Origin of the sequence: Enterococcus sp. AZ077, from assembly GCF_051714965.1 — a bacterium.
Taxonomy (GTDB): Bacteria; Bacillota; Bacilli; order Lactobacillales; family Enterococcaceae; genus Enterococcus_B; species Enterococcus_B hirae.
Map to the genome: position 1 here is coordinate 2,620,887 of NZ_JBIOSX010000001.1, position 24,132 is coordinate 2,645,018.

15 protein-coding genes, 1 pseudogene and 1 other annotated feature are annotated in these 24,132 nt (G+C 38.5%); of the genes and pseudogenes, 5 read left to right on the top strand and 11 right to left on the bottom strand.

Annotation, left to right across the window (positions count from 1 at the left end):
- Positions 1-11 precede the first annotated feature (11 nt).
- The 3 genes from IGL28_RS12130 to IGL28_RS12140 form a co-directional block, all read right to left on the bottom strand.
- Positions 12-959: an ABC transporter permease gene (locus tag IGL28_RS12130; protein ID WP_010721015.1), complete on the bottom strand. Its 948-nt coding sequence runs from the start codon at positions 957-959 to the stop codon at positions 12-14.
- A 626-nt stretch (positions 960-1,585) separates the two neighbouring features.
- Complete coding sequence (locus IGL28_RS12135; protein WP_010721016.1) at positions 1,586-2,311, bottom strand: pseudouridine synthase; 726 nt, start codon at positions 2,309-2,311, stop codon at positions 1,586-1,588.
- A gap of 83 nt (positions 2,312-2,394) precedes the next feature.
- The gene (locus tag IGL28_RS12140) at positions 2,395-4,041 is read right to left on the bottom strand and encodes a putative polysaccharide biosynthesis protein (RefSeq protein WP_081128863.1); all 1,647 of its coding nucleotides are present in this window, start codon (positions 4,039-4,041) and stop codon (positions 2,395-2,397) included.
- A 241-nt stretch (positions 4,042-4,282) separates the two neighbouring features.
- Here IGL28_RS12140 and IGL28_RS12145 point away from each other — a divergent pair, with 241 nt between their 5' ends.
- Positions 4,283-4,876 (top strand): YitT family protein, encoded by a 594-nt coding sequence (locus IGL28_RS12145; RefSeq protein ID WP_010736976.1) that lies wholly within the window; start codon positions 4,283-4,285, stop codon positions 4,874-4,876.
- Positions 4,877-5,153: 277 nt separating this feature from the next.
- Entirely contained in the window at positions 5,154-6,656 is a 1,503-nt protein-coding gene (locus tag IGL28_RS12150; RefSeq protein WP_034700494.1) for a UDP-N-acetylmuramoyl-L-alanyl-D-glutamate--L-lysine ligase, read from the top strand.
- Between the two features lie 157 nt (positions 6,657-6,813).
- Here the strand turns inward: IGL28_RS12150 and celB are convergent, their stop codons facing one another.
- From celB to IGL28_RS12190, 8 genes are all read right to left on the bottom strand, one after another.
- Entirely contained in the window at positions 6,814-8,157 is a 1,344-nt protein-coding gene (gene celB, locus IGL28_RS12155) for a PTS cellobiose transporter subunit IIC (protein WP_010721020.1), read from the bottom strand.
- Positions 8,157-8,675 carry a hypothetical protein gene (locus IGL28_RS12160; protein WP_081128867.1) on the bottom strand — a complete coding sequence of 173 codons (519 nt, stop codon included), beginning with the start codon at positions 8,673-8,675 and terminating at the stop codon, positions 8,157-8,159. The genes celB and IGL28_RS12160 overlap by 1 nt, the downstream gene beginning before the upstream one ends.
- Positions 8,676-8,689: 14 nt before the next feature.
- Positions 8,690-9,004 carry a PTS cellobiose transporter subunit IIA gene (locus IGL28_RS12165; protein ID WP_014834421.1) on the bottom strand — a complete coding sequence of 105 codons (315 nt, stop codon included), beginning with the start codon at positions 9,002-9,004 and terminating at the stop codon, positions 8,690-8,692.
- Between the two features lie 24 nt (positions 9,005-9,028).
- Positions 9,029-11,008: a BglG family transcription antiterminator gene (locus tag IGL28_RS12170; RefSeq protein ID WP_081128869.1), complete on the bottom strand. Its 1,980-nt coding sequence runs from the start codon at positions 11,006-11,008 to the stop codon at positions 9,029-9,031.
- A gap of 16 nt (positions 11,009-11,024) precedes the next feature.
- On the bottom strand, positions 11,025-11,339 hold the full coding sequence (locus IGL28_RS12175) for a PTS cellobiose transporter subunit IIB (protein WP_010736972.1): 315 nt from the start codon (positions 11,337-11,339) through the stop codon (positions 11,025-11,027).
- Positions 11,340-11,560: 221 nt separating this feature from the next.
- Entirely contained in the window at positions 11,561-15,250 is a 3,690-nt protein-coding gene (locus tag IGL28_RS12180; protein WP_081128871.1) for a hypothetical protein, read from the bottom strand.
- A gap of 1,071 nt (positions 15,251-16,321) precedes the next feature.
- Positions 16,322-18,736 (bottom strand): leucine--tRNA ligase, encoded by a 2,415-nt coding sequence (leuS, locus tag IGL28_RS12185; RefSeq protein WP_081128873.1) that lies wholly within the window; start codon positions 18,734-18,736, stop codon positions 16,322-16,324.
- 125 nt (positions 18,737-18,861) lie between these two features.
- Positions 18,862-19,072: a binding site (T-box leader), on the bottom strand.
- 99 nt (positions 19,073-19,171) lie between these two features.
- Positions 19,172-21,172, bottom strand: a complete 2,001-nt coding sequence (locus tag IGL28_RS12190; RefSeq protein WP_063627621.1) for a muramidase-2 — start codon at positions 21,170-21,172, stop codon at positions 19,172-19,174.
- Between the two features lie 381 nt (positions 21,173-21,553).
- Here IGL28_RS12190 and IGL28_RS12195 point away from each other — a divergent pair, with 381 nt between their 5' ends.
- The 3 genes and pseudogenes from IGL28_RS12195 (at position 21,554) to IGL28_RS12205 (ending at position 23,975) form a co-directional block, all read left to right on the top strand.
- Positions 21,554-22,204 (top strand): phosphatase PAP2 family protein, encoded by a 651-nt coding sequence (locus IGL28_RS12195; RefSeq protein WP_010721028.1) that lies wholly within the window; start codon positions 21,554-21,556, stop codon positions 22,202-22,204.
- A 246-nt stretch (positions 22,205-22,450) separates the two neighbouring features.
- Positions 22,451-23,406: pseudogene (locus tag IGL28_RS12200) on the top strand (TIGR01212 family radical SAM protein).
- Positions 23,406-23,975, top strand: a complete 570-nt coding sequence (locus tag IGL28_RS12205) for a class I SAM-dependent methyltransferase (RefSeq protein WP_010721030.1) — start codon at positions 23,406-23,408, stop codon at positions 23,973-23,975. Before IGL28_RS12200 ends, IGL28_RS12205 begins: the two are co-directional and overlap by 1 nt.
- The last annotated feature ends 157 nt before the right edge of the window (positions 23,976-24,132 follow it).

A 24,132-nucleotide genomic window follows, 5' to 3' on the forward strand; every position in this document is an offset into this window, starting at 1 on the left:
CTTTCTCCTCCCTAGAACAATGCTGATTCGCTGTCGAAACGACGAGCAATCGTATTTGTGATCATCAATAGAACAAACCCGACAACGGATTGATACAATCCCGCTGCAGCTGTCATTCCAAAGTCACCAGTAGAGGTCAAGCCATTATAAATGTAAGTATCCAATACTTGTGTGACATCATAAAGTGCCCCGGAATTTCTCGGGATATTGTAGAATAAACCAAAGTCTGCTCGGAAAATATTCCCGACAGCTAGAATCGTTAAGATCGTCATCAACGGAATCAATTGTGGAATCGTCACATGTTTGATTTGTTGCCATTTGCTGGCACCATCCACCATCGCTGCTTCATAATAAGTAGGATCGATCCCCATAACAGAAGCAAAATAAATGATACTGTTATAGCCAATCCCTTTCCACGTACCGATAAAGACAAGAATAAACGGCCAATACTTCGGTTCGTTATACCAGTTGATCGCTTCTCCACCATGCCCAGTGATCCACTGATTAAAGATTCCTTTGTCAGGACTCAAGAAGGCATAAACAAAATACCCAATGATGACCCATGATAGAAAGTAAGGAAGTAACGACATTGTTTGGTAAACTTTTACCAGTCGTTTATTCCGTAATTCACTCATAATGATGGCAAAAACAACGGAAATCAATAAATTCAAAAGAATAAAAGTAACATTATATAAAATGGTGTTTTTAGTGATCAAGAAAGCTTGATCAGAAGTAAATAAGAAGCGGAAATTTTCCCAACCAACCCAAGGGCTTTCTCTTAAACTAGCTAAAAACCCGTCAGCAGAAATATGGAAGTTTTTAAATGCTACTACGTTTGCTAATACTGGGATATAAAAGAAAAAAATCATCCATAGCATCCCCGGCACAGCCATCAGTACTAAAGCTTTGTAGCGCCATAGATTAGCAAAAAAATGATTTAACCCCTTTCTTTTTTTCATCGTAAAACTCCTTTCGTGTCATTCACAAGCCAATTATAGCGCTTACAACAAAAGGAATAAATAAACAAATTATAGATAAAATGATACAAAATATAGATAACAAAATTAGGCAGAGGTTCAATTTTAGCGATCAATTTTTTCAAAAAATCGTTGGCTAATGGCAGTAATTTCTAAATAAACACGGATGAAATGAGCATAAAAAAGGGTGTTAGGTATAGATAAAGAAGTCGAACATGCAGAAAAATCAGCCGCTCATTAGAATGAAAATCACTGATATTCTAGTAGGTACTTAAGTTGCTAATGTACAAGATATATTCGTTTTGAGATAGACAATACTCACGATTAGTTGAACAGGAGTTTTGAACAGACGATCAATCCTATACTGCTTCTATTCACTCTTTTGTTAACAGCAACTATATTGCTTTATATAAACTAAAGCGATGTGTCTGTAATAAGAAAAGACACCCTGAACTCCTTTAGAATGAATTGGGCGAACCAATTCATCGAAGGATTCAAGATGTCTTTTACTTAGCTTATCAAAGATACCCTAACTATCATTTTATCATTTGACAATGAGCCTAAAAACAGGCTAGCTGGCTCTTGTTTCTTCATTGTATTTCGTTCGATTACATTTCCTTTCCCTCTAACTGCTTGACTTCTTCAGCTGTCATTGGTCGGTATTCGCCGAGTGCTAAGTCTTCTGGGAGCAGGAAATTCCCCATTCGGATTCTTTTAAGATAAGTGACTTCTTTTCCTACGGCTTTGACCATCCGTTTGACTTGATGGAATTTTCCTTCATGTAGGATCAAGCGAATCACCGATGTTTCATCTTCCGAATTGACTGAAACAATCGATAACTGAGCAGGTCTGGTTTCTTCGCCACCATCAATCGTCAATCCTTGACTAAATGCCTGTACATCGGCTTCGGTCATGATACCGTTAACTTCAGCGAAGTACTCTTTTTCGACATGTTTCTTTGGGGAAAGTAAACGGTGCGCCAAACCGCCATCATTTGTCACAACCAATAACCCTTCTGTATCTTTATCTAAACGCCCGACTGGAAAAAGGTCTTCCCGATAAGAAGTATCGTCGAATAGATCAAGCACTGTTTGATCGTAGTTGTCTTGAGTGGCTGAAATTACTCCAGCTGGTTTATTGAGGATATAATAAAAATCTTTTTGGTAAATGAACTGTTCGCCTTCATAAGTCACTTGATCCTTCCATTCATCTACTTGGAATTTGTCACTTTTAATGGTTTGATCGTTCACTTTGATGTGCCCTTTTTTGATCAGTGCCTTGACTTCTTTGCGACTGCCTAATCCGACATCCGCTAAAAATTTGTCTAATCGCATGCTTTTCCTCCATTTGATTGAAAAAAGAAGTTAAGGGATAATAGGGAACATTATTCCTAACTTCTTTTTTCAAATTTTATTTACTACTTGATCCTTAATCGATGGCGTAATCGAACCATACTTGGCCCTAAAAGACGTTCTGCTAATCGAATTTTTAACGCTAAGTATGCGTACACCGTACCGCCAACACCAGCTACAAATAAAATCAAGAACAATGACTGAATTTTACTATCTTGATTGAGGAATAAACCGAAAACAGACTTCGTGATTCCAGCTGCTACCAGCATGATCAGTGTTAAAATAAAAATTAATAACGTTCTCCGCCAAACAAAACTTGGTTTGAAACGTGCAACTTGACGCATTTTTTTTAAAATCAGCGTGCAAGAAACAGCAAAACCGATCATCGTCGCAAATAATGGACCATAGACTTCAAACAGACGGATCGCTGGATATTGCAAGATCACCTTCACGACAAAACCGATTGCAAGATAACGGATCGCTGCGGCATTTTCAAACATCCCTTGAAGCATATTGGAAACTAACATATATAGACCAAGGAACAGCCCCACAAAACTGGCTTGGATCAACACGTGACTTCCTAGTTTATCAGGTGCATAAAACAACGTATTTAAAGGATAGGCTAGCAGGATCACGCCAAAGGTCGCAGGAAACATAAAGAACGAAAACAATTGTAAATTGCCACTTGTCAGTTTCGCTAAACCACGATGATCTTTGATCGTCACCGCTTCGGTGATCAACGGCAAACCAGTAGAAGCGATGGAAGTAGCAAGCGCAATCACGACCATCGTCAATTTATCTGGGTTTGCACTGAAAATTGAAAAGAGATCCAATAACTGATCTTTGGAATATTCAGTCGTTGCTGACATGATTTTAATAAAGGTAAACTGATCTACTAATTTAAAGATCGTCACTCCTGACCCAACAATAATAAACGGAATCGCTTCTTTGATCGTATCTAGTAACAATTCTTTTGTCGCTACATTGACTTGGTTATGGCTATACTGGACACGTGCCGCTGAATACGCCTGTTGTTTTTTCAAAAAATACAATAAGACCAAAATACTTGCTAACATTCCGATAAATGCAGCAAAAGTCGACTGAGTAACTGCTGTGACATAATCGCCTTTCATGACTTTCATAATAATAAAGGTCGCAAGCAACATGTAAAAGATCCGTGCGACTTGTTCCACGATTTGGGAAAGTGCATACGGCATCATTTCTTGGTTTCCTTGGAAATACCCTCGTATAACACTCATACAAGGAAAAACAAGTACCGCGATACTGAGTGATCGCATCGTTGGAATCAATTCTGCTCCGCCACCAGAAGCATGTGCGAGCCAAGGCGAAGCCACATACATAAATAATGAAAATAAGAGTCCTAGTACACCCATCATCTGTAATGCTCGAATAAATAAACGCCGAGAAGTCCCATATTCATTTAATGAATTGTAGCGAGCGGTTTGCTTGGCGATCGCCGCCGGAATCCCAGCTGTCGAAATCAATAGGAACAAAGCATAAATATTGTAGCCCATATTGAATAATCCATTAGCAGCTTTCGCATTCTCCCCCATCCAAGCGTACCAAGGGATAATGTAGATAGCCCCGAGTAATCGGGATATGATATTACTAGCTGTCATCCAAGCAGAGCCACGAGCCATTTTTTCTTGAGGTGTTAAATTTTCCATTGCTGGTTTTCGTTGATTAGTCATCGATCAGATTCCAACTTTCTTCAAAACATTACTAACAGTTTAATAGTAAAAAGGAAAACTGGCAATCTTTTTTGTGTGATTTTTCTGTAAATTCAACATTTTTAAGATAACGTTTTCTTTCTAGCTATTATAAAGTTTCTCCTCAATAATGTTCGTTATTATTTAACATTTATAATTACTAACGAGTTGTTTTTTTCTTATGCTATACTAGTTCTATAATTAGCGAACGGAGGATGCGCTTATGCTGAAAGAATTGAAAAAAACACCGATCATTTTACTTGGTGTCGTTTTTATTGCCATTGGTTTGAATTGGTTTTTACTGCCACATGACATTGCTTCAGCAGGAGTCGGAGCGATCGGACATTTAGTTGAGACCGCCTTTTTGATTCCACGATCCATCACGGTTTGGTCAGTGAATGTCATCATGCTGCTATTAGCTATACTCTTATTAGGAAAAATGATCTTCATTAAAGCAGTATTTGGTAGTTTGCTCTTTCCACTTGTGTTAGATGTGATTCCTAAAACACCGATTTTTTATTCTCATCTTCTTTCGTTGATCATGGGAAGTCTACTTTTTAGTACGGGTGTCTATACGCTTTATACAGTTGGTGCATCAAACGGTGGCGTGACAATCCCACCAATCATCCTCCAAAAGTTCTTCCGTATCCCGGTTTCTAAAGGATTACTCTTAACGAATCTAATCATTGTTTGGTTGAATTATCTTGTGTTTGGATTGAGGGAAACCCTCTATGTCTTATTTTCTATCGTTTTAAGTTCACTATTTTTAAAGCTATTGGGACGGATCTATCCGATCACAAATGATCTAGAGGCGTGATGCTCTCACTGTTGATTCAAGAATTACGTGCAAAAAATCAAGAACTGTTCTGTTGGAACAATGTGTTATGCATTCGTTTCAGATAGGTCAGTAATGCTAGGCAAGTAACAAGTAATTTTTATATAAAAAAGAGAAAAAGCTCAACACGTTCGGTCGTTTTGAGTTTTTTTCTCTTTCCTATTCTCTTTTTAGATAGCTGATTCCCTTTTTAGCAACTCTTTTGAAGTATGCTATAATAAATCAGAACCCAATGAATAATAAAGTGAGGGATGATTCAATGAGCTTCTCTTTAGAAGATATCCGTAAATTATTGATCAAAGAAAATTTATTAAAAGAATTTGTTTCTGTTCAAGGTTGGCATTTAGATGCTCCTGAGCAATTTGTATTCAAAAAGTTAAGTTATGACTCACGCCAAGTAGATCATGAGACGTTGTTTTTTTGTAAAGGTCTGAATTTCAAAGAAGAGTATTTAACAAGTGCGATCTCGAATGGTTTGAGCTACTACGTCGCTGAACAGCCTTACGAAAATACAGCAACTGGTATCATCGTGACTGATATTCGCAAAGCGATGGCGATCCTTTCCATGGCTTTTTATCAGTATCCCCAAAAACAATTGCAAGTGATCGGCTACACTGGAACTAAGGGAAAAACAACGGCAGCTTATTTTACCAAAGCCATTTTAGATCATGCGACAAACAATAAAACAGCGTTGCTTTCAACAATGAACACGACTTTAGATGGACAAACTTTTTTTAAATCCCATTTAACAACGCCTGAATCATTAGACTTGTATCGCATGATGGCGGAAGCGGTAAAAAATGGCATGACACATTTAGTGATGGAAGTATCCTCACAAGCTTACAAAACGCAACGGGTATATGGTTTAACGCTAGATGTAGGAATCTTCCTAAACATCTCTCCTGATCATATCAGCCCCATTGAACATCCAACTTTTGATGATTATTTCTATTGCAAACGTCAATTGATTTTAAATTCTAAAACTGTGATTTTAGATCATGAAAGTGATCATTTCGATCTTTTACAGGAAACGGCTGAGTTAGCAAACGTCCCTTACATCACTTATGGACGTTCTGCCGAATCTGATTATGAAGTAAAAAGTTTAACTTCAGGGAACCATGCCTTTCACTTGATCAAACACAACGGAAAACTTGATATCGAAGCAGACTATGAGATCCAATTAGCCGGTGATTTCAACCAAGAAAATGCAGCAAGTGCTATCATTGCGGCTGCGTTGACTGGCGCCTCCATCGAGGATGCCCAAAAAGGACTCAAAGCAGCACGTGTGCCTGGACGGATGGATCAGTTGATCCAAAAAAATGGTAGTCATGTTTATGTCGATTATGCCCATAATTATCTCAGTTTAAAAACATTATTAGAATTTGCCAAAAAAGAACATCCGAAGGGTCGGGTCATCGTTGTTCTAGGTAGCCCCGGAAACAAAGCAGTTTCTCGCCGTCAGGATTTCGGTAAAGTATTATCAGAAACAGCTGACGTCGTCTTTTTAACAGCGGATGATCCAGCGTTTGAAGATCCGCAAAAAATCGCTGAAGAAATCAATGCAGCTATCACTAATGCTGAACTTGAGGTTCATTATGAAATGGATCGCCCAGAAGCGATCAGACAAGCATTAGCGATCAGCAATCCCGAAGATTCCGTTGTAGTCGCTGGAAAAGGAGTCGATCCTTATCAAAAAATCAATGGGATAGATGTTCCTTATAAAGGCGATTATGAAGTCGTCAAAGAATTGATTGAAGACTGAGTATTTCAATGAATACCACTTGTTTACAATAAAAAATACGAGATGCGAAACGTATTGAAGCGACCTCCAAAAATTAGATTTTTTGGAGGTCGCTTCATATTTATCGTAGTTTTCTATCTTTGTTTTTATTGAATTAATTGAAGCAAATCACATGGCTTTATTCCGCAGCTAATTCGGCTGCTTTTTCTCTTTCTTCAGTCAATAGTTTATTGTCATAGTATTTGATGAATGGTAACCAAATGAAGAACGCTAAAATTGCACATAATACTGCTAAAACAGCCGCCTTCCAGTCTCCCCCACTACCGACAAATGCGCCCACACCAACTGGCGAAGGCCAAGGCATTTGCGCCAGCATTGGCTTAACGATCTCGAAGCGAATGGCAAAATAAGCTAGTGAAGCCGATGCCATCGGTGCTAGGAAAAATGGAACAGCCAGATACGGATTATAAACAATTGGCATCCCAAAAATAATTGGCTCATTAATATTAAAGATACCTGGAACTAGTGAAGCTTTCCCTAGTACTTTTAATTGATCGGATTTAGCCAAAAAGGCAATGAAGAAGATTAATCCTAATGTGGCCCCTGATCCTCCTACTGTCACATAGGAATTATTAAATTCGCCAGCAAGCGGGAAATTCGCTCCCTGTGCATTTGCTGCCATGTTCGCTAATACGATTGGTGTCAAGAAAGAAGTAATGATATTGGCACCGTGGATACCCACGATCCATAGTGCATGGATCAAGAAATAGATCACCATGATCCCTAACCATGTGTTCGTTAATTGAGTAACAAACCCGAATGGGATCGCAATCATTTTGAAGATATCTGTTCCTAATACAACCAACAGACCATTAACAAGCATCACAACGAACCCAATCACAAATGTAGGGATCAAAGCTGTAAAGGAACGAGAAACACCTGGAGGTACTACATCAGGCATCTTGATGACCCAATTCCGTTTGACACAGATGCAATATAATTCAACAGCTATATATGACATGATGATTGCTGTAAAGATACCGGAAGTGCCTAGCCGCTCGACAAATGAGCCCATCCGAATTCCGTTCACGACAGTTTCCGTATCTGAGATACTAGCGATCAAGCTTACTTTCCCATCGGATAACACTAATTCCGGAATACACATGAAGAAAGCAAATACCGCAAGCAGCGAACCAGTTAAAGGATTGACATTCAACCCTTGTTCATCTCGTTCGATTGAAGTCAGTTCATAAGCAAAAACAATAGCAAAATAAATGGATAAAATCCCCATGGTCATCGTGTTGATGATCATGTACAAATCACTGACTTTAAAAAATGTAGCGTTGAAAAACCCTTCAAGAAATGGAAATGGTAAAGGTAAGATATTCAAAACCAAAAACATCGACCCGACAATCGTAAATGGAATCGAAGCCATCCCTGCTGCCATTACCGCCCGAACGATTTTCATTTGTGCAATTTTTCCCATCGGTCCCATCAAATACTTTTCCAAAAATTTAAACATTAGTTACTCCCCTTCCCTAATTGTGAAATCTTTTCATATTGTTTAACACGTTGATATTGACGGTCTTGATTACGTTCAATTTTTTCTAAGCGGAACCAGCAAAAGCCACAAACAAAGATACCGCTTACAAATAATGCGAGTAAAAATAGCTTGGCGCTATGATCATTAGACATAAATGGAAAAAATGAGCGATACCATGGGGTAAGTAGTAAGCCACTGATTCCTATGTTCATCATTCCTTGAAGCTTAAAATAATTGCTCGTCCAAGGTGCTCGGTTCGTGTGCGTACGATAAAGTATGACTTGTTCACCGATAGCAGGAACGATCAAACCCAGCAAGCTAAGCGGCAGTAGCCAGGCACTGCTTCTTGCGATTAATAGTAGTACTAGCCAATTAAGATTGATGAAAAAGAAAAAGGCTGTCAAATAACGAATCACAAGATAACGATTGAAGTACATGATTTTCAAACTAAATTGTTTCTTTTCTAAAGCTAATTGTTGCTTCTTAGTTTCATCCACCTTAATCTCCTCTTTCAAGCTTTTTGTTGATACAAATAACTCATTTCATTTGCGACTTCTAAAAGGGTCATTGTTGTCATTAAATGGTCTTGGGCATGGACCATGATGATCTCCATCTCGATTTTTTGCCCACTTGCATATTCTTTTAGCAAGTTTGTCTGGGCTTTATGCGCTTCTAAAATAGCTTCATTTGCTTTATCTAATTGTTGACTCGCTTCCGCTTTTTCTCCTTGCCGTAGAAGTTTGAAGGCTTCATGAATCAATGTTCGGGCATTTCCGCTATGCAAAATAATATCAAAAGCGATGACTTGTAATTCTTCACTCGTCATATTTCCAGTCACACGTATTCCTCCTTATTCAATCACCTCGTCAAAATGATTGCTAAAATTTTCAAACGTTGGTTCAATTAAAATTTGTTGTTGCAAATCTGTGCGATCAATTAATTGCACAATTGTTTTTGTCACTATAGTAATTTCTTCGTTTTCAATAAAAGATGGGGACACGAGAAAAACAAATTTGATCTGTTGGTAATCATCCCAAAACATCCCCTCCGGAATCACTGCGACTGCAATTTTTGTCGTGACCCCTACTGGAATAGCTGGATGTGGGACTGCAACGGTTTCACTGAAGACAATCTGTCCCATTTTCTCTCGCTTGCTGATTTGTGCCATCATTTCAAGGGTATAATCTTTTACTTCGTCTTTTTCTAAAAGCGAGAGTAGGTCTAAAATCACCGTCTCTTTAGTTGGTCTTTCAGAATAGACTTTGTACCATCTTTCAGAAAGCTGGCCATGATAATCCTGTCTTTTTTTCGGAGAATCTGTGCAAATAGTTTTTATTCTTTTTGACGGACAAGGTTGTAAGTCCGCAATCGTCTGTCGAATTTTTTGGCTATCTAGTGGATTCAAAAAGACACTCACATGTAATACGGGGATCTTAAAAATCATCGTTGATAAATCGATTGATGAAATAATCATATCTACGCCCATCAAAGTCATTTCATTGATCTCGTAATAACCTTTGACATTGGTCACTAAGAGCATTTCGCCAAACTCAGCAAGCACACGATTCTTCAACAATTGCGCACTTCCATAACCAGTTGCACAAATGATCAATACCCGTATTTTTTTCGCTGTTCTGACTTTTTCTAAAGCTGCCATGATGTGTAAGGTAAGATACGCCCATTCATCTTCATTGATCGTGAATTGTCGTAACATAGGCATTTGACTAAATATTCTTTTCGTCTGTTCAAAGGCGACCATATTTTCTTTTTTTATATCCTCAGTCAACGGATTCTCTAAAGTAATCCCTTGCCGTAGACGAACCACCATTGGCGTCAAATGATTAAGCAGACCATTTTTTAATTGTTGATCCTCAATCAGTGAATCGCCAAAAAAGTCGGCAAGCTGCTCAATCACTCTTGCTAATTCCTCGTAAAGCAGCTCATCATTTATTTTTTCGATGGGATTAGACTTAGCAACCAAATGCAATGTCAGATAATGAATTTCCGCTTCTGGAAAAGGTACTTTTGTCACACGATTCATTCGTTGAACGATCTTTTTTGCTACCTGATATTCACGGCGATCCACTAACTCTTCACTAAAATCTAAAGCTTCAATGGGGAATCCTTCGTTGATTCGCTTGATCGTTAAGGCTAGGTGTAATGCTAGATTTTGCATGATAAAATCAGAAACTTTTAAATTTGCTTCTCGGATCTCATCTAAAATAATGATTAAAACCTCTTCAAAATTGAATTCATTGAAAAAGTGACTGTTCACTAAATAATCTTTTAAAGAGTTCGCTGCTTGATCACCAAAAAACGTGTCCATAATAAAATGGCGCTTGTTTTGCTCTGATCCTTCGATCCACATTCCTTGTCGCGGTTTAGAACAAATTTTTAACGCATAGGGCTCAATTTTTGCCTTTATTTCATTTAGATCATTGGATAAACTAGAACGGCTGATAAAGAGTTCCGACTCTAATTCATCCATAAAAATGGCTTCATCTTCTAGCAATAACTTATTCAACAGATATTTTTGCCTGTCTTCAGTTTCAAAAAATTCCATTTCAGACATGCCTTGATCAGCTGCGATATTTTGATGTTTTAAAAAAAATGCAAATGCCAAAGGCTTTAAGATCGCCAACTGATATCCTTGTCCTTGTTTGGCAATGATTTTTGCCCCATTTTTTTCAATTTTCTCTTTGACATCAACCATGTATTTACGGATTGTTCGATCAGATAAAGACAATTCAGAAGCAAGCTCATGACTAGTGATATATTTTTTTTGGTAGTTGATCAATAGCCCTAACAATGCTTTTTCGATCTGTTTCATCTTTATCCGCTCCTAGTTAGATATTTTCTTCAATCAATTCCGCTAATTTCTGAATACCTGTGGGAATCGGAACATACGCTTGAAAGGGGATACTAACCACAGGTTTATCAACCGTTTTTCCTAGTTTAACAAACTTATCTAAAAACATCGTGGTTTGAGGACTAATGAGAAATAAATCAAAGTCGCTTGACTTGATCATTTTATCGCCTTCTGTCGCAGATACCGCATCGACTTCGATTTCTTCCCCCTTTTGTTTGAATAGATCCGTGGTCTTAGAAGCCATCATAGAAGATGACATCCCTGCTGCACAAATAATCAATGCTTTTTTCATTTTATTTGCTCCTTCCTTTTCGTTCTATTTAAAGTATAGATTGTAAACGTTTTCTTTACAAAAGAAATACTTCCGTATCGATTAGGAAGAAAAAAACATACAAAAAAAGAAACTGAGCTAAAACTTGCCTCAGTTTCTTTTTTAGTTGGTTAAAAAATTCTTTCTGTTTGTTTTCGGAACTATCCGATGCTTTCACGATCTCTTTTGAATAGGTCTATATCTCATGGTGTTTTAAAATGCAACTGCATCAAGTAACTAGGTCTGATTGGCGCATCTAAGGTTTCCGACAAGATGTTGTCACCTGCTGTTCCAAAGAAAGAGAACTCATAAGCATTCTGTTCACTTGTTAAAGTGACAAGTTCAACGGTTTCTGATAGATTTTGACCATTTGATACTAAAACTACCTCTTGTTCATGATCCGTATTTTGCAAACCTAATGTCAGTTCAGTTAATCGTTCGGTTTCTTCAAGACTAGTCACGGCATCCACATAAACGGATACCGGACGGTTGGAATTATTTTTGATCTCATAATTTGGTGAAGCGATACCAGCTAGAATATCCTCCTGTACAAAACTCATACGTGCAGGAATGGTGACATCGATGTATTGTGCGTTAGATGTAATCGTCAATATTCCGTCTAGTTCTGTTTTATTGTCAAATTCATCAATCAATTTCAGCGTAAATCGATGATCGTCTGCAGGCAACTCAGAAAATTCTAAGCCATTCTCGAAAGTTAACTCAAGTCGGATATTTTCTGGTAAGGACCAATTGTCAGTTGGATCGCCATCTAACAACTCTCGTAAATCCGGCATTTCACTTCCTTGCTCATAGACAAGTGAATCTCTTAGCTTTCCTTCTGGAGGTGTTGTATCCTCGATCAATAGATTTATAGGTGAAAAGTGTTGTTGGTTTCCTGCTTCGTCTGTTAGAACAGAGGCTACAACATACGCAGTAGCTGAAGGCACTTTCCCAGCAACTTCAAACTTTCCTCCTTGAAGATCCTCCAGCCCAATCGTAATCTTTTCTGGTAAACTCCAATTATCTTGTAAAGTCCCTTCTTTAATCACACTCATTAACTCTTCTCGGCTAAGATTGCCTGTACGTCTTGCTTCAAATGACACACTCCGTTCAAACTCTGCTGTCGGTGCCTTCGTATCTACTACTGTATATTTAGTAGTAAGTTCTTGCGTGTGATTCGTTGTTTTGTTTTTCACAGCAACTGTTACTTCTCCAGTTGCTCCAGGTGCCCATTCTTTCGGTCCATTAGTCAGACGATACTCATAATCATCGGTATCTTTTGGTCGTTTATCAAACCATGATTCTAGAATTGCCCGAGATAATTCTTGGCTTCGTTGTGCTTCAACAACCACTTCAGACTTTATTTCAAACCGTTCACCGATGTACAACTTCCCCTTAAGTTCTCTAGCATTTCCCCTTTCATCCGTCAAGGTTAACGTAAACTCGTGCGCCCCTTCAGGTAATTCTGAAAACTGCTTGCCGTCCTTGAAGCTTAACGCAAGTTTGATATTTTCTGGTAGCGACCAGTTGTCGGTGGGTTCGCCATCTAATAACTCTCGTAAATCTGGCTCTTTACTGCCTTTTTCAAAAAACAGTGACTCCTTAAGCTTGCCCTCTGGTGCTTGCGTGTCAACGACTGAAATATTTTTCATGTATCGACTCGTATTTCCTGCTTCATCTGTTAAAGTAACAAAGATACTACCGTACATACTTGGTGCCTTTCCAACAAGTTCAAACGGTTCATTTGCGGATCCGATGTTAGTCAATCCGATCGTAATCTTTTCTGGTAAACTCCAATTATCTTGCAGATCACTCTCAATCAACAGTTCTCGTAGTTCTGCTTGCGTGAGCGCACCTGTACGCCTTGCTTCAAACACGATCTCTTTTTTAAGTGTTGCGGTGGGTGCTTTAGTGTCTACGACGGAGTATTTCGTTTCATATTCTTTTGTTTCATTTGTTGCTTTATTTGTGACAGCGACTGTTGCTTGTCCGTTAGTGTCTGGTGCCCATTCTGCCGGTCCGGAAGACAGACGATAGTCATAACTGTCAGGATTGTTTGGTAATTGTTCAAACCAGCTTTTGAGAATTTCAGTTGATAGCTCTTTGGCTCTTTGTGCTTGGACAACCACTTCCGATTTGATTTTAAACGCATCACCGACGTGTAACGTACCTTTGAGCTCTTTAGGATTTCCAGCCTCATCCGTCAAGGTTAGCGTAAATTTATGCTCTCCCCTAGGTAATTCCGAGACTTGCTTGCCGCCATCAACAGCCAACGAAAGACTGATTTTTTCTGGCAAGGACCAATTGTCGGTTGGATCACCCTCTAGTAAACCTCTTAAATCTTTCAGTTCCATTCCTTGTTCAATCACGATTTTGTCTTTTAGTTTCCCATCAGGAGGCGTAGTATCAACCACTTGGATACGATAACCACTTCCCGTAGCAGCATTCCCTGCTTGGTCGGTCACACGTACCTTGACAATTTCAACACCTGGTTGAGTCCCAGCAATCTCCCAAGGAACGTTGGAACCGTTATAATCAAATAACTCAATCTGGAGATCCTCCGGTTTACTCCAGTTATCTTCTAGTTTTTCAAATATACTCCTTAGTTCTTCATCAGTGAGACTCCCTTTTCGTCTAGCCTCCAATGGTGCATCCCTGATTACTGTGTATTTTGGTGCAGTAGTATCTACAACAGTATAGTTAGTCGTAAATTCTTGCGTGTTATTCGTTGTTTTATTTTTGACAATAACTGTAGCTTTTCCAGTTGCTCCAGGTGCCCATTCTGCCGGTCCGGAAGACAGACTATAGTCATAATTCCCTGAATTCTCCGATATCGTAGAAAACCACGATTTTAGGATGCTCGTAGACAGTTCTTTTCCTCTCTGTGCTTCAACGGTCACTTCATTTTTAATCTCAAATTCAGGTTGCTCTTTCTTCACTGTAATCGTTCCCAGCAAAGCATTGACATACGAAACATCTTCGATCGGGATCGAGTCTAAAACAGAGTATTGGGAGGCTACAGCCGTCGTCCCTAGTTTCACGTCTCCGTTAAGTACTAATCGATCTTCTTTTGCACTGGTCGATACCAACCTAGTGATCGTGACGGTAAAAGATGCGGCATAAGAAGAAATACTAGGCTTCGTAACCGTCACTTGGTACCCATTGACACTTTGATCAGATGGAATCGTTAACGTATACGTTCCGCGGTAAGATGAATGATTCCCATAATACATCGTATCGTATGGATAATCATCCGTTGTGGTTAGATTACTTGCTATCCAAGAAATCCAACCATGATCTTTATCTTGAGTGACCTTCTCATAGGTAGGCACATTCACAGTAAAGGAAGTCTTCGAACCAACGGCAGCTCCCAACATAATAGTGCGATTAATCTGTGTCGCTAACGTTTTCTCAATATAACTTTTTTTCCCATTTGCTATCAGATCAGGTCGATATTTATCTAGGTTTGGTAAATTATTCTTCCTTAACTCAGCACTTTGTCGAAGGACTGGTGGTACAGGATCTTCCCATGGAGTCACAGGTTCCGTTACTTCAGTTGGCTGTTCAGTTGGTGTTTCAGTTGGTACTTCTTCCACTTCTTGTTCTTCAACGATCGGTACTTCCTCAACTACAGGTGCTTCTTCTACGATTTCCTCTGTATTTTCTTCTACTGGCTCCTCTACCTCGATTGACTCTTCTGTTGAGTCGTTTGCAGCTGTTTCAGGTGAAACAGGTTCTTGCATCACTGGTTGTTCCCCTTGATTTTGTAAATCTTGTACAAACTCCGTATCTAGTTCTGGTGGTGCTTCCTCAGCAAAAACGGTTAATGGATAAAGACAATTTTGGAACAACAACAAAGAGGTTGTTATCGTTCGCAAATGCTTGCTTTTCAAATTTTCTGTCCTCCTCTCTTACTAATACACTCACTCTTTTTCCTTGCTCAAATTCTCTAAAAGGAAAGATTAAATAAACAAAATTTTTATTATTTCTTATGAACATTCCTAATGTGAACGTTCCTAATATTTGTAAAAGGTTACTTTTTTGCTCATGAGATGATAGTTTATTTGACTATTAACATAACAAAAATCACTATGTAAAGAAAAATTTTTCATTTTAATCTTACGTATACTCACCTCCAAAAACATATGAAACACCTACACTAAAATTATCTACGATTATCCGCTTAGAACAAAACCTTTTTTTACCGATAGAATGGTAATTTTTAACAGATTTGCGGTTGTTTCATCTGCCTGTCATTTTTCTAAAATAAAAAAAACAAAATAGCGTAATACTATAGCTTGGTATTAAAAAAAAAGAAAACATGCCAACTAAATAAAAATAACAATGTTTTAAAAAAATGTGTCATTTGTTTACGTTCAAAAGGTATCACGATGCAAATATTATGAGACATAAGCAATTTTAATAAAACACTTTTTGTTTTTTTCACTTTTGTAACTAACAAAAAATAACTGTTCATCTTGGATAGTCATTCACAAAAAAAAACGTCAGCAAACTTCCACTCGGTGAATGGTTCTAACTCTTCAATTGATATTTTCTTTGTTTTAGTTTCTCTTCACTTTATTTTTCTATAAAAGAGTTTGAGAGGAAGCGACCCAAGACAAATAAATAGTATTTAAGCATCTGCTCGGAGCTATCCGCCTCTTTCACGATCTTATCCACGGTGTTTCAAGCTCTAACGGAAAATAAGCCGAAGAAAGAGGTTGAGCCAACACATGGCTCAACCTCTTTTCCGGCTTATTTCTCAGAGCTAGACACTTTTGTCATAATCTCTTTTTTGTTTATTCAGTTATAAACTTGCTGAACTGATTGCGACTTATAAAACATCTTAAAATACTGAAACAGCCAAAATTGTTTTTAATGATCTGTTCTTCATTCTGAAAGTGGCTCTGGGTTTCATCGAAAGCTCCTTCAACAATCTCTTATAATTCACTTGTTCCTGCTTTTTAATTAGCCACGATATTTACTAATTTATTTGGTACAACGATCACTTTACGAACAGTTTTGCCAGCAATGTTTTCTTTGATCGTTTCATTGTTCATCGCTATTTTTTCAAGTTCATCTTTTGGTAAGTCACGTGAAACATTAGCTTTTCCTCGGACCTTACCATTGATTTGGAAGACAACTTCGATTTCATCTTCGACTAAAGCTGACTCATCATAAGTTGGCCAAGGTGCGTAAGAAATCCCTTCCTCATTTCCTAAGATTGCCCATAGTTCTTCACCCATGTGTGGTGCGATCGGTGCCAACAATTGAACAAATCCTTCGATATATTCATAAGGTAGTGCATCCACTTTATACGCTTCATTGACAAACACCATTAATTGAGAGATGGCTGTATTGAAGTGAAGATTTTCGTAATCTTCCGTAACTTTTTTGACGGTTTGATGATACACTTTATCTAATTTTCCATCATTTAAAGTGGTGATTCGATCACGCATCTTATTGTTTTCATCCACGATCAAACGCCAAACACGATCTAAGAATTTGCGGCTTCCTTCTAGTCCATTTTCACTCCAAGCAATCGATGCGTCTAATGGTCCCATAAACATTTCATATAATCGTAATGTATCTGCGCCATATTTGGCCACGACATCATCTGGATTAACGACATTGCCACGTGATTTAGACATTTTTTCGTTGTTTTCTCCCAAGATCATTCCTTGGTTGTATAATTTTTGGAATGGTTCCTTTGTAGGTACAACACCGATATCATATAAGAATTTGTGCCAGAAACGAGCGTACAGCAAGTGAAGAACGGCATGTTCTGCTCCACCAATGTAGATATCTACTGGCAACCAGCGTTCTAATTTCTCATAGTTCGCTAATTCTGTTTTATTATGTGGATCGATATAACGTAAATAATACCAAGAACTTCCTGCCCATTGTGGCATTGTATTGGTTTCACGGCGACCTTTTTTACCAGTCACAGGATCGACAACATTCACCCATTCTTCGATGTTGGCAAGTGGCGATTCTCCTGTTCCACTTGGTTTGATATTAGTCGTTTTAGGCAAACGTAATGGCAGCTCTTCTTCTGGTAAAGCTGTGACTGTACCATCTTCCCAATGAATGATCGGAATTGGTTCCCCCCAGTAACGTTGACGTGAGAATAACCAGTCACGTAAACGATAGCTGACTTCTTTTTTCCCACAATTATTTTCTTCTAACCATTCATTCATTTTAGCAATGGCTTCTGCTTTATTCATGCCATTCAAAAATTCAGAATTGATATGAGGACCATCTTCTGTATAAGCAGCCTCTTCAATATTTCCTCCTTCGATCACGGGAAGAATTTCTAAATCAAAGGTTTTTGCAAATTCATAATCACGTTCATCGTGAGCAGGCACAGCCATGATTGCTCCAGTACCATAAGAAGCTAACACATAGTCAGCGATCCAGATCGGGATCTCTTTTCCATTAACTGGATTGATGGCATAAGCTCCAGTAAAGACACCCGTTTTTTCTTTCGCTAGATCTGTACGTTTCAAATCTGATTTTTTAGCTGTCTCTTCGATGTATGCTTCAACTGCTGCTTTTTGTTCTGGCGTCGTGATTTCTTGCACCAAGTCTAATTCAGGAGCTAAAACAGAGTACGTTGCGCCAAACAGTGTATCTGGTCGTGTGGTAAAAATCGTGTACGTTTTATCTGTTCCAGCAACTTTAAATTCAACATTTGCTCCTACTGAACGACCGATCCAGTTGCGTTGCATTTCTTTGATGCTATCTGGCCAATCTACTAAATCAAGATCATCAAGTAAACGATCTGCGTATGCAGTGATCTTCAGCATCCACTGACGCATTGGTTTGCGGACGACATCGTAGCCGCCACGTTCACTTTTTCCATCGATCACTTCTTCATTAGAGATCACCGTACCAAGCTCAGGTACCCAGTTAACTGCTACTTCTGCTTCATATGCCAAGCCTTTTTCGTACAATTTTGTAAAGATCCATTGTGTCCATTTGTAATATTCTGGATCAGTTGTGTTGACTTCACGATTCCAGTCATAACTAAACCCTAAAGAATTGATTTGACGACGAAATGTTTCAATGTTTTTTTGTGTAAATTCAGCTGGATCATTTCCTGTATCTAATGCGTACTGTTCGGCTGGTAGTCCAAACGCATCCCATCCCATCGGATGCAAGACATTGAATCCTTGACTGCGTTTAAAACGAGATAAGATATCTGTTGCTGTATAGCCTTCCGGATGTCCAACATGCAATCCTTGACCTGATGGGTATGGAAACATATCCAACGCATAGAACTTTGGTTTTTCAGGATCATCATGGGTATTGAAGGTATTGTTTTTTGCCCAGTATTTTTGCCATTTCTTTTCGATTTTTTTATGGTTATAACTCATTTTCTATCCCCCTGATCTATTTGTACTTCCACATTAATCTGTCGAAGTTTAGTGAAGTCTAGCCTCACCTTTTTGTTTTTTTCATCTGAAGAAAACAAAAAAGTCCTATAAAAAGATTGCTCTTTTTATAGGACGTAATCTACGTGGTACCACCTAATTTTGCCTTTTCACAAAGGCCTCAAACGTTGTAACGGTCGTCACCGCTCCTACTTACTCTGTTTGTGATTTCAGTAGGCGCAACTCAAAGGCGAGTTCAAAAGCGTCCGTACACATTTCCACCAACCATGTGCTCTCTAAAACTTTCGACTTTTTACTACTTCCTTTTCAGGCGTTGATTTTTATTTACTCAAAAGTGTAGATTCATAGTAACAAATAAATGCTACAAGTTCAAATATTATTTCACACATTTACTGATTTCCTGCCATGTATCATTACTTATTTTTTGACGATCAACTGTTGTCCCGGATAAATAAAGTTATTCTTGATATTATTCCATTCGATCAATTGATTCATGGTGATTCCATGACTATCGGCAACGCCCCATACTGATTCGCCTGCTTTGACGGTATAGGTTTTTTCATCTGATTTCGCTGGCGTTGATTGTGCAGTGCCTTTTTTAACGATGACTTCTTGTCCTGGATAAATAAAATTATTTTTGATGTTGTTCCATTCAATCAACTGATCCATCGTAATATGGTGTTTATTGGCAACGCCCCACACCGATTCGCCTGCTTTAACGGTGTACTTCGTATCACCCGTTGAAGAAGCCGTTGGAGTTGTAGAAGCTGGCGTTGAAGCTGTTGGTTTGGTTGTTGCTGTTGCGCTTGCTTTACTGCTTCCACCTTTGACGATCAATTTCTGTCCTGGATAAATGAAGTTATTCTTAATATTGTTCCATTCAATCAACTGGTTCATGGAAATCCCATTTTTATTTGCAACACCCCATACTGATTCGCCTGCCTTGACAGTATAAGTCGCTTGCCCTGTCGCAGTTGAGCTGGTATTGCTTGATGCGGTGTTCTTGTTATTAGCTGTCGAAGCGGACGCATTACTTGAAGATGAGCCACCTTTGACAATCAATTTTTGCCCTGGGTAAATAAAATTATTTTTAATATTGTTCCATTGAATCAGTTGGTTCATGGAAATTCCAAATTTATTCGAAACACTCCAAACCGATTCGCCTGCTTTGACAGTATAAGTACTTCCAGAAGTAGTACTTCCTGTATTTGCCGTATTACTAGATGTATTACCTGTCGATGTATTAGAAGTAGAACCGCTTGCTGAAGAACTACCTTTTGAAACAACCAACTGTTGACCTGGATAAACAAAGTTATTCTTGATGTTATTCCATTCGATCAGTTGATTCATCGAAATCCCATGATCATTCGCAATTTTCCAAACAGAATCGCCTGATTTAACCGTATATTTTGCACCAGTTGCTTGCCCCGTACTGCCAGACGTATTCGTGTTGCCAGAAGTATTTCCAGAAGAAGCATTATTACCAGTGTTAGTGGTTGAAGAACCTGCAGATTGGCCACCTTTGATCGTTAATTTTTGTCCTGGATAGATAAAATTATTTTTGATATTATTCCATTCGATTAACTGCGCCATCGTGATTCCAAATGAATGAGAGATTCCCCAAACGGAGTCTCCTGATTTGACGGTATAAGTCGTACCAGTCGTAGTTGCAGAACCGCCTGAGTTCCCACTAGTACTTCCAGAATTGGATGTATTTCCCGTATTCCCGCCATTTCCAATCGTTGCACCGCCTCCAGCGTTGCCGCTAGCTGGTGTATCGTATTTGGTCAATCCATAGGTTGTAATAATATTGTTTAGTTTTCCAGCATACCCTGGATCAGTTGCATAACGACCTGTCAAACAAGCAGTAGCATCAGTATAAGATTTAGTGTTGCTTTTCCAAGTACCTGCATAATAATAGCCATTACCAAAAGAGGTATTTCTTAAAACATAGGCATTGTCATTAAATGACTCTGCAAAAGAAGGGTACTGACGGAAAGGTTCTTTTTTAGATACCCATTTATTGTTAAGATATTCAAGTGTATCCATATAAACAGTTTGACCTTGATAACTTCCTTTAATCCCAAATAGATTATAGTAAGGTGCTTGTGACAAGGCACTACTTCCCCAACCACTTTCGACGACTGCTTGAGCAATCATGACTGAGGCATATAAATCGTTGGCTTGAGCAATTGGTTGTGCATACGTAGCAATCTCAGCAATAAACGCTGCTGTATTGATTCTGGCACCGAATTGTGTGGGGGTTTGATCAGCATCTACCTGTACAGGCTGAATCAATGGCGCTGCCACAGAACAGCCGACCATCGCCGTACCGACAAGTGCAGCACTACGTTTTACTTTACGAAAACGTTTGGTTTCATTTAAACGTCTACGTTCTTTTCTTGCAATGTTTTCCATCTTCTATCCTCCAACTTCTATCTACAATTTCTATACTATTATAATAATTATAACTTCTCTTAATCTTTATTAAAAGTTATTTAAGTGTGTGACTGCTTATTGTAATCAGACTGTAACCTTTCGTAATGTTCAACACTGAGAAAAAAATAGCACCTTTCCCCGCTTGATTTTAACGACTTTTAACAAATAATCGATTTAAACTTTCCCAGTCAAAGTATGTCAGTTATATTACTTGAAAATGTCTAGGAGATTACAAAGTGATTTACAAATAAAATACCTTTTTTATTTTTTGATTAAGTGCTCGATTCTATAAATAATTATGGATATTATTTATAGAGAGAATAATGCTATAATGAGTCATTGTTGAAAAGGAGGATATTTATGAAGCAACGTACAACTTTTCATGTAGCTGGAGCTTGTTTTTTACTGCTCTTTTTAGTCTTAGGCTACATTGTCAAATACCGTATTTCTTTACTGGCGGGATTTGATCAATCAATAACAGAAATGATCCGCGCTCCCTACCCCCATTGGAATGCTTATCAGCTGTTTATGACAAAATTTGGCAATCCACTCACGGTCATCTTAGTCTTCTTGCTGGTTTCATTTTTGTTATGGTGGAAGAAAAAAAGACCTGAAATGATTTGGTTAGCGGTTAATTTTATTGCCATTGCTGGGATCATCAATCCTGTGATCAAACTATTCGTGATGCGCGTTCGCCCAACCCTTGAACACCTTGTGGTAGAGCACAGTTACAGTTTTCCTAGTGGTCATGCAGCTGGTAGTATGATTTTATATGGTACACTGATTTTTCTAATTCCTGTCATTATTCAAAAAAAGGTCTTTCGTCCATTGATTCAAATACTTCTAGCGTTTATTATAGTAAGTGTTGGGATTAGCCGTATTTATTTAGGCGTTCATTTTCCAAGTGATATTCTAGGTGGCTTTTTACTTAGCCTCTCGTGGTTATGCTTCACGTATCCAATTTATCGAACCCAAAAAGAAAAATGGCTAAACACGCAGAAAACGTCTTGATCTCACACAAGTATTTTTTAGTGAGAACTTTTGTTACAAATCATCCAAATCAATAAAAAATTGTGGAGAGACAGTTAACTTTTTTCTTTGATGATTAGTTAATCTGTCTCTTTACTTGATCCTAAGAACGATTCTCGTTATAAAGTGCTTAGATTTTACGTCATTCATCAGGTATAATGATCTGAATCGTTCAATACGAGTAGAAGAAAGTGATGAATTTAGCACCATTAAGAAAGAAGGATAACAATGGAATTTACATATTCAGATGGAAATAAACGCTACCACGCATGGAATTATGCGTTAAGAAATGAATTTGGCGGGAAAATTTTCAAAGTGCCAATCGATGGAGGATTTGACTGCCCCAATCGTGATGGTACAGTGGCTCACGGGGGCTGTACTTTTTGTAGTGTTTCTGGATCAGGTGATATGATCGTCGCTCCCGAAGACCCATTACCTATTCAGTTCCATAAAGAAATCGATATGATGCATCAAAAATGGCCAGGGGTAACCCAATATATCGTTTATTTCCAAAATTTCACGAATACTCATGCACCTGTAGAAATCATTCGCGAGCGTTTTGAACAAGTGATCAACCTTCCTGGTGTTGTCGGGTTGTCGATTGGTACTCGCCCAGACTGCTTACCAGATGCGGTCGTGGATTATCTCGCAGAACTAAATGAACGGCTTTATCTGTGGGTCGAATTAGGATTACAAACGACTTTTGAAGAAACCTCTACACTGATCAATCGCGCACATGACTACCAAACTTACCTTGATGGTGTGAATAAATTACGAAAACATGTCATTCGTGTCTGCACTCACTTAATCAACGGTTTACCTGGTGAAACATTAGAAATGATGCGTGAAAATGTCCGACGTACGATCCTTGATTCAGATATCCAAGGAATCAAGCTTCACTTAATGCACTTGATGCGCAAAACAAGGATGCTTCGTGATTATCATGAAGGTCGTTTACAACTGATGACCCGTCCTGATTATGTCAACGTGATTTGTGATCAATTGGAAATGATCCCTCAAGAAATCATTATCCATCGGCTTACCGGTGATGCCCCTTGGGATTCGTTGATCGGACCAATGTGGAGTTTGAAAAGTGGGAAGTCTTGAATGCGATAGATGAAGAATTGGTTCGTCGCAATAGTTATCAAGGGAAATTTGATGTTCGTAAAGGAGTGCGTTGCTAATGCTACAAACTGCTTTACACTTTAGCCATACGTTATTAACAGAAATCCTGCAACCAGGTGACCATGCTATTGATGCCACCATGGGTAATGGCTACGATACGCTTTTTATGGCTGAATTGGTCGGGAAGACCGGACATGTTTACAGTTTTGATATCCAACCTGCTGCCTTGCAATCCACGAAAGAAAAACTCGCTGAACAAGCATTGACCGATCGAGTCTCTCTTTATTTACAAGGTCATGAGACACTGGGGAATGTCGTGGCTCCAGAGCAACCAATCAAAGCAGGGATTTTCAATCTAGGTTATCTTCCTAAGAGTGACAAAGCAATCATTACTTTACCTGAAACAACGAAAATCGCAATGGAAGAGATACTGAAACGTTTAGCCCCTCGAGGACGCATGATTATCGTCGTCTACTATGGTCATGAAGGTGGGAAATCAGAACTGGATATGGTACAACAGTTTTGTCAAATGCTCCCTCAAGATCAGTATAATGTTTTAAACTATCAATTTATTAATCAAAAAAACAATCCACCGATTTTGTATTGTGTGGAGAAGAAAAAATGTTGAAATAATTGGCTTTGTTCAATTACTCCGTTCGCTTCTTTATGGCTTATCAATGTTTTTTGGACAGTTTTGTTAATTGACGAATATAAAAAAGCCCATAACTAGAAAGTTTTCACTAAGCTTTCTATGGTTATGGGCTTTTTCTCATTATTGGTTCTCT

Coding starts and splice junctions, on each gene's coding strand:
- IGL28_RS12130 (WP_010721015.1), bottom strand. CDS start 959: ATGAAAAAAAGAAAGGGGTTAAATCATTTTTTTGCTAATCTATGGCGC.
- IGL28_RS12135 (WP_010721016.1), bottom strand. CDS start 2,311: ATGCGATTAGACAAATTTTTAGCGGATGTCGGATTAGGCAGTCGCAAA.
- IGL28_RS12140 (WP_081128863.1), bottom strand. CDS start 4,041: ATGACTAATCAACGAAAACCAGCAATGGAAAATTTAACACCTCAAGAA.
- IGL28_RS12145 (WP_010736976.1), top strand. CDS start 4,283: ATGCTGAAAGAATTGAAAAAAACACCGATCATTTTACTTGGTGTCGTT.
- IGL28_RS12150 (WP_034700494.1), top strand. CDS start 5,154: ATGAGCTTCTCTTTAGAAGATATCCGTAAATTATTGATCAAAGAAAAT.
- celB (WP_010721020.1), bottom strand. CDS start 8,157: ATGTTTAAATTTTTGGAAAAGTATTTGATGGGACCGATGGGAAAAATT.
- IGL28_RS12165 (WP_014834421.1), bottom strand. CDS start 9,004: ATGACGAGTGAAGAATTACAAGTCATCGCTTTTGATATTATTTTGCAT.
- IGL28_RS12170 (WP_081128869.1), bottom strand. CDS start 11,008: ATGAAACAGATCGAAAAAGCATTGTTAGGGCTATTGATCAACTACCAA.
- IGL28_RS12175 (WP_010736972.1), bottom strand. CDS start 11,339: ATGAAAAAAGCATTGATTATTTGTGCAGCAGGGATGTCATCTTCTATG.
- leuS (WP_081128873.1), bottom strand. CDS start 18,736: ATGAGTTATAACCATAAAAAAATCGAAAAGAAATGGCAAAAATACTGG.
- IGL28_RS12190 (WP_063627621.1), bottom strand. CDS start 21,172: ATGGAAAACATTGCAAGAAAAGAACGTAGACGTTTAAATGAAACCAAA.
- IGL28_RS12195 (WP_010721028.1), top strand. CDS start 21,554: ATGAAGCAACGTACAACTTTTCATGTAGCTGGAGCTTGTTTTTTACTG.
- IGL28_RS12205 (WP_010721030.1), top strand. CDS start 23,406: ATGCTACAAACTGCTTTACACTTTAGCCATACGTTATTAACAGAAATC.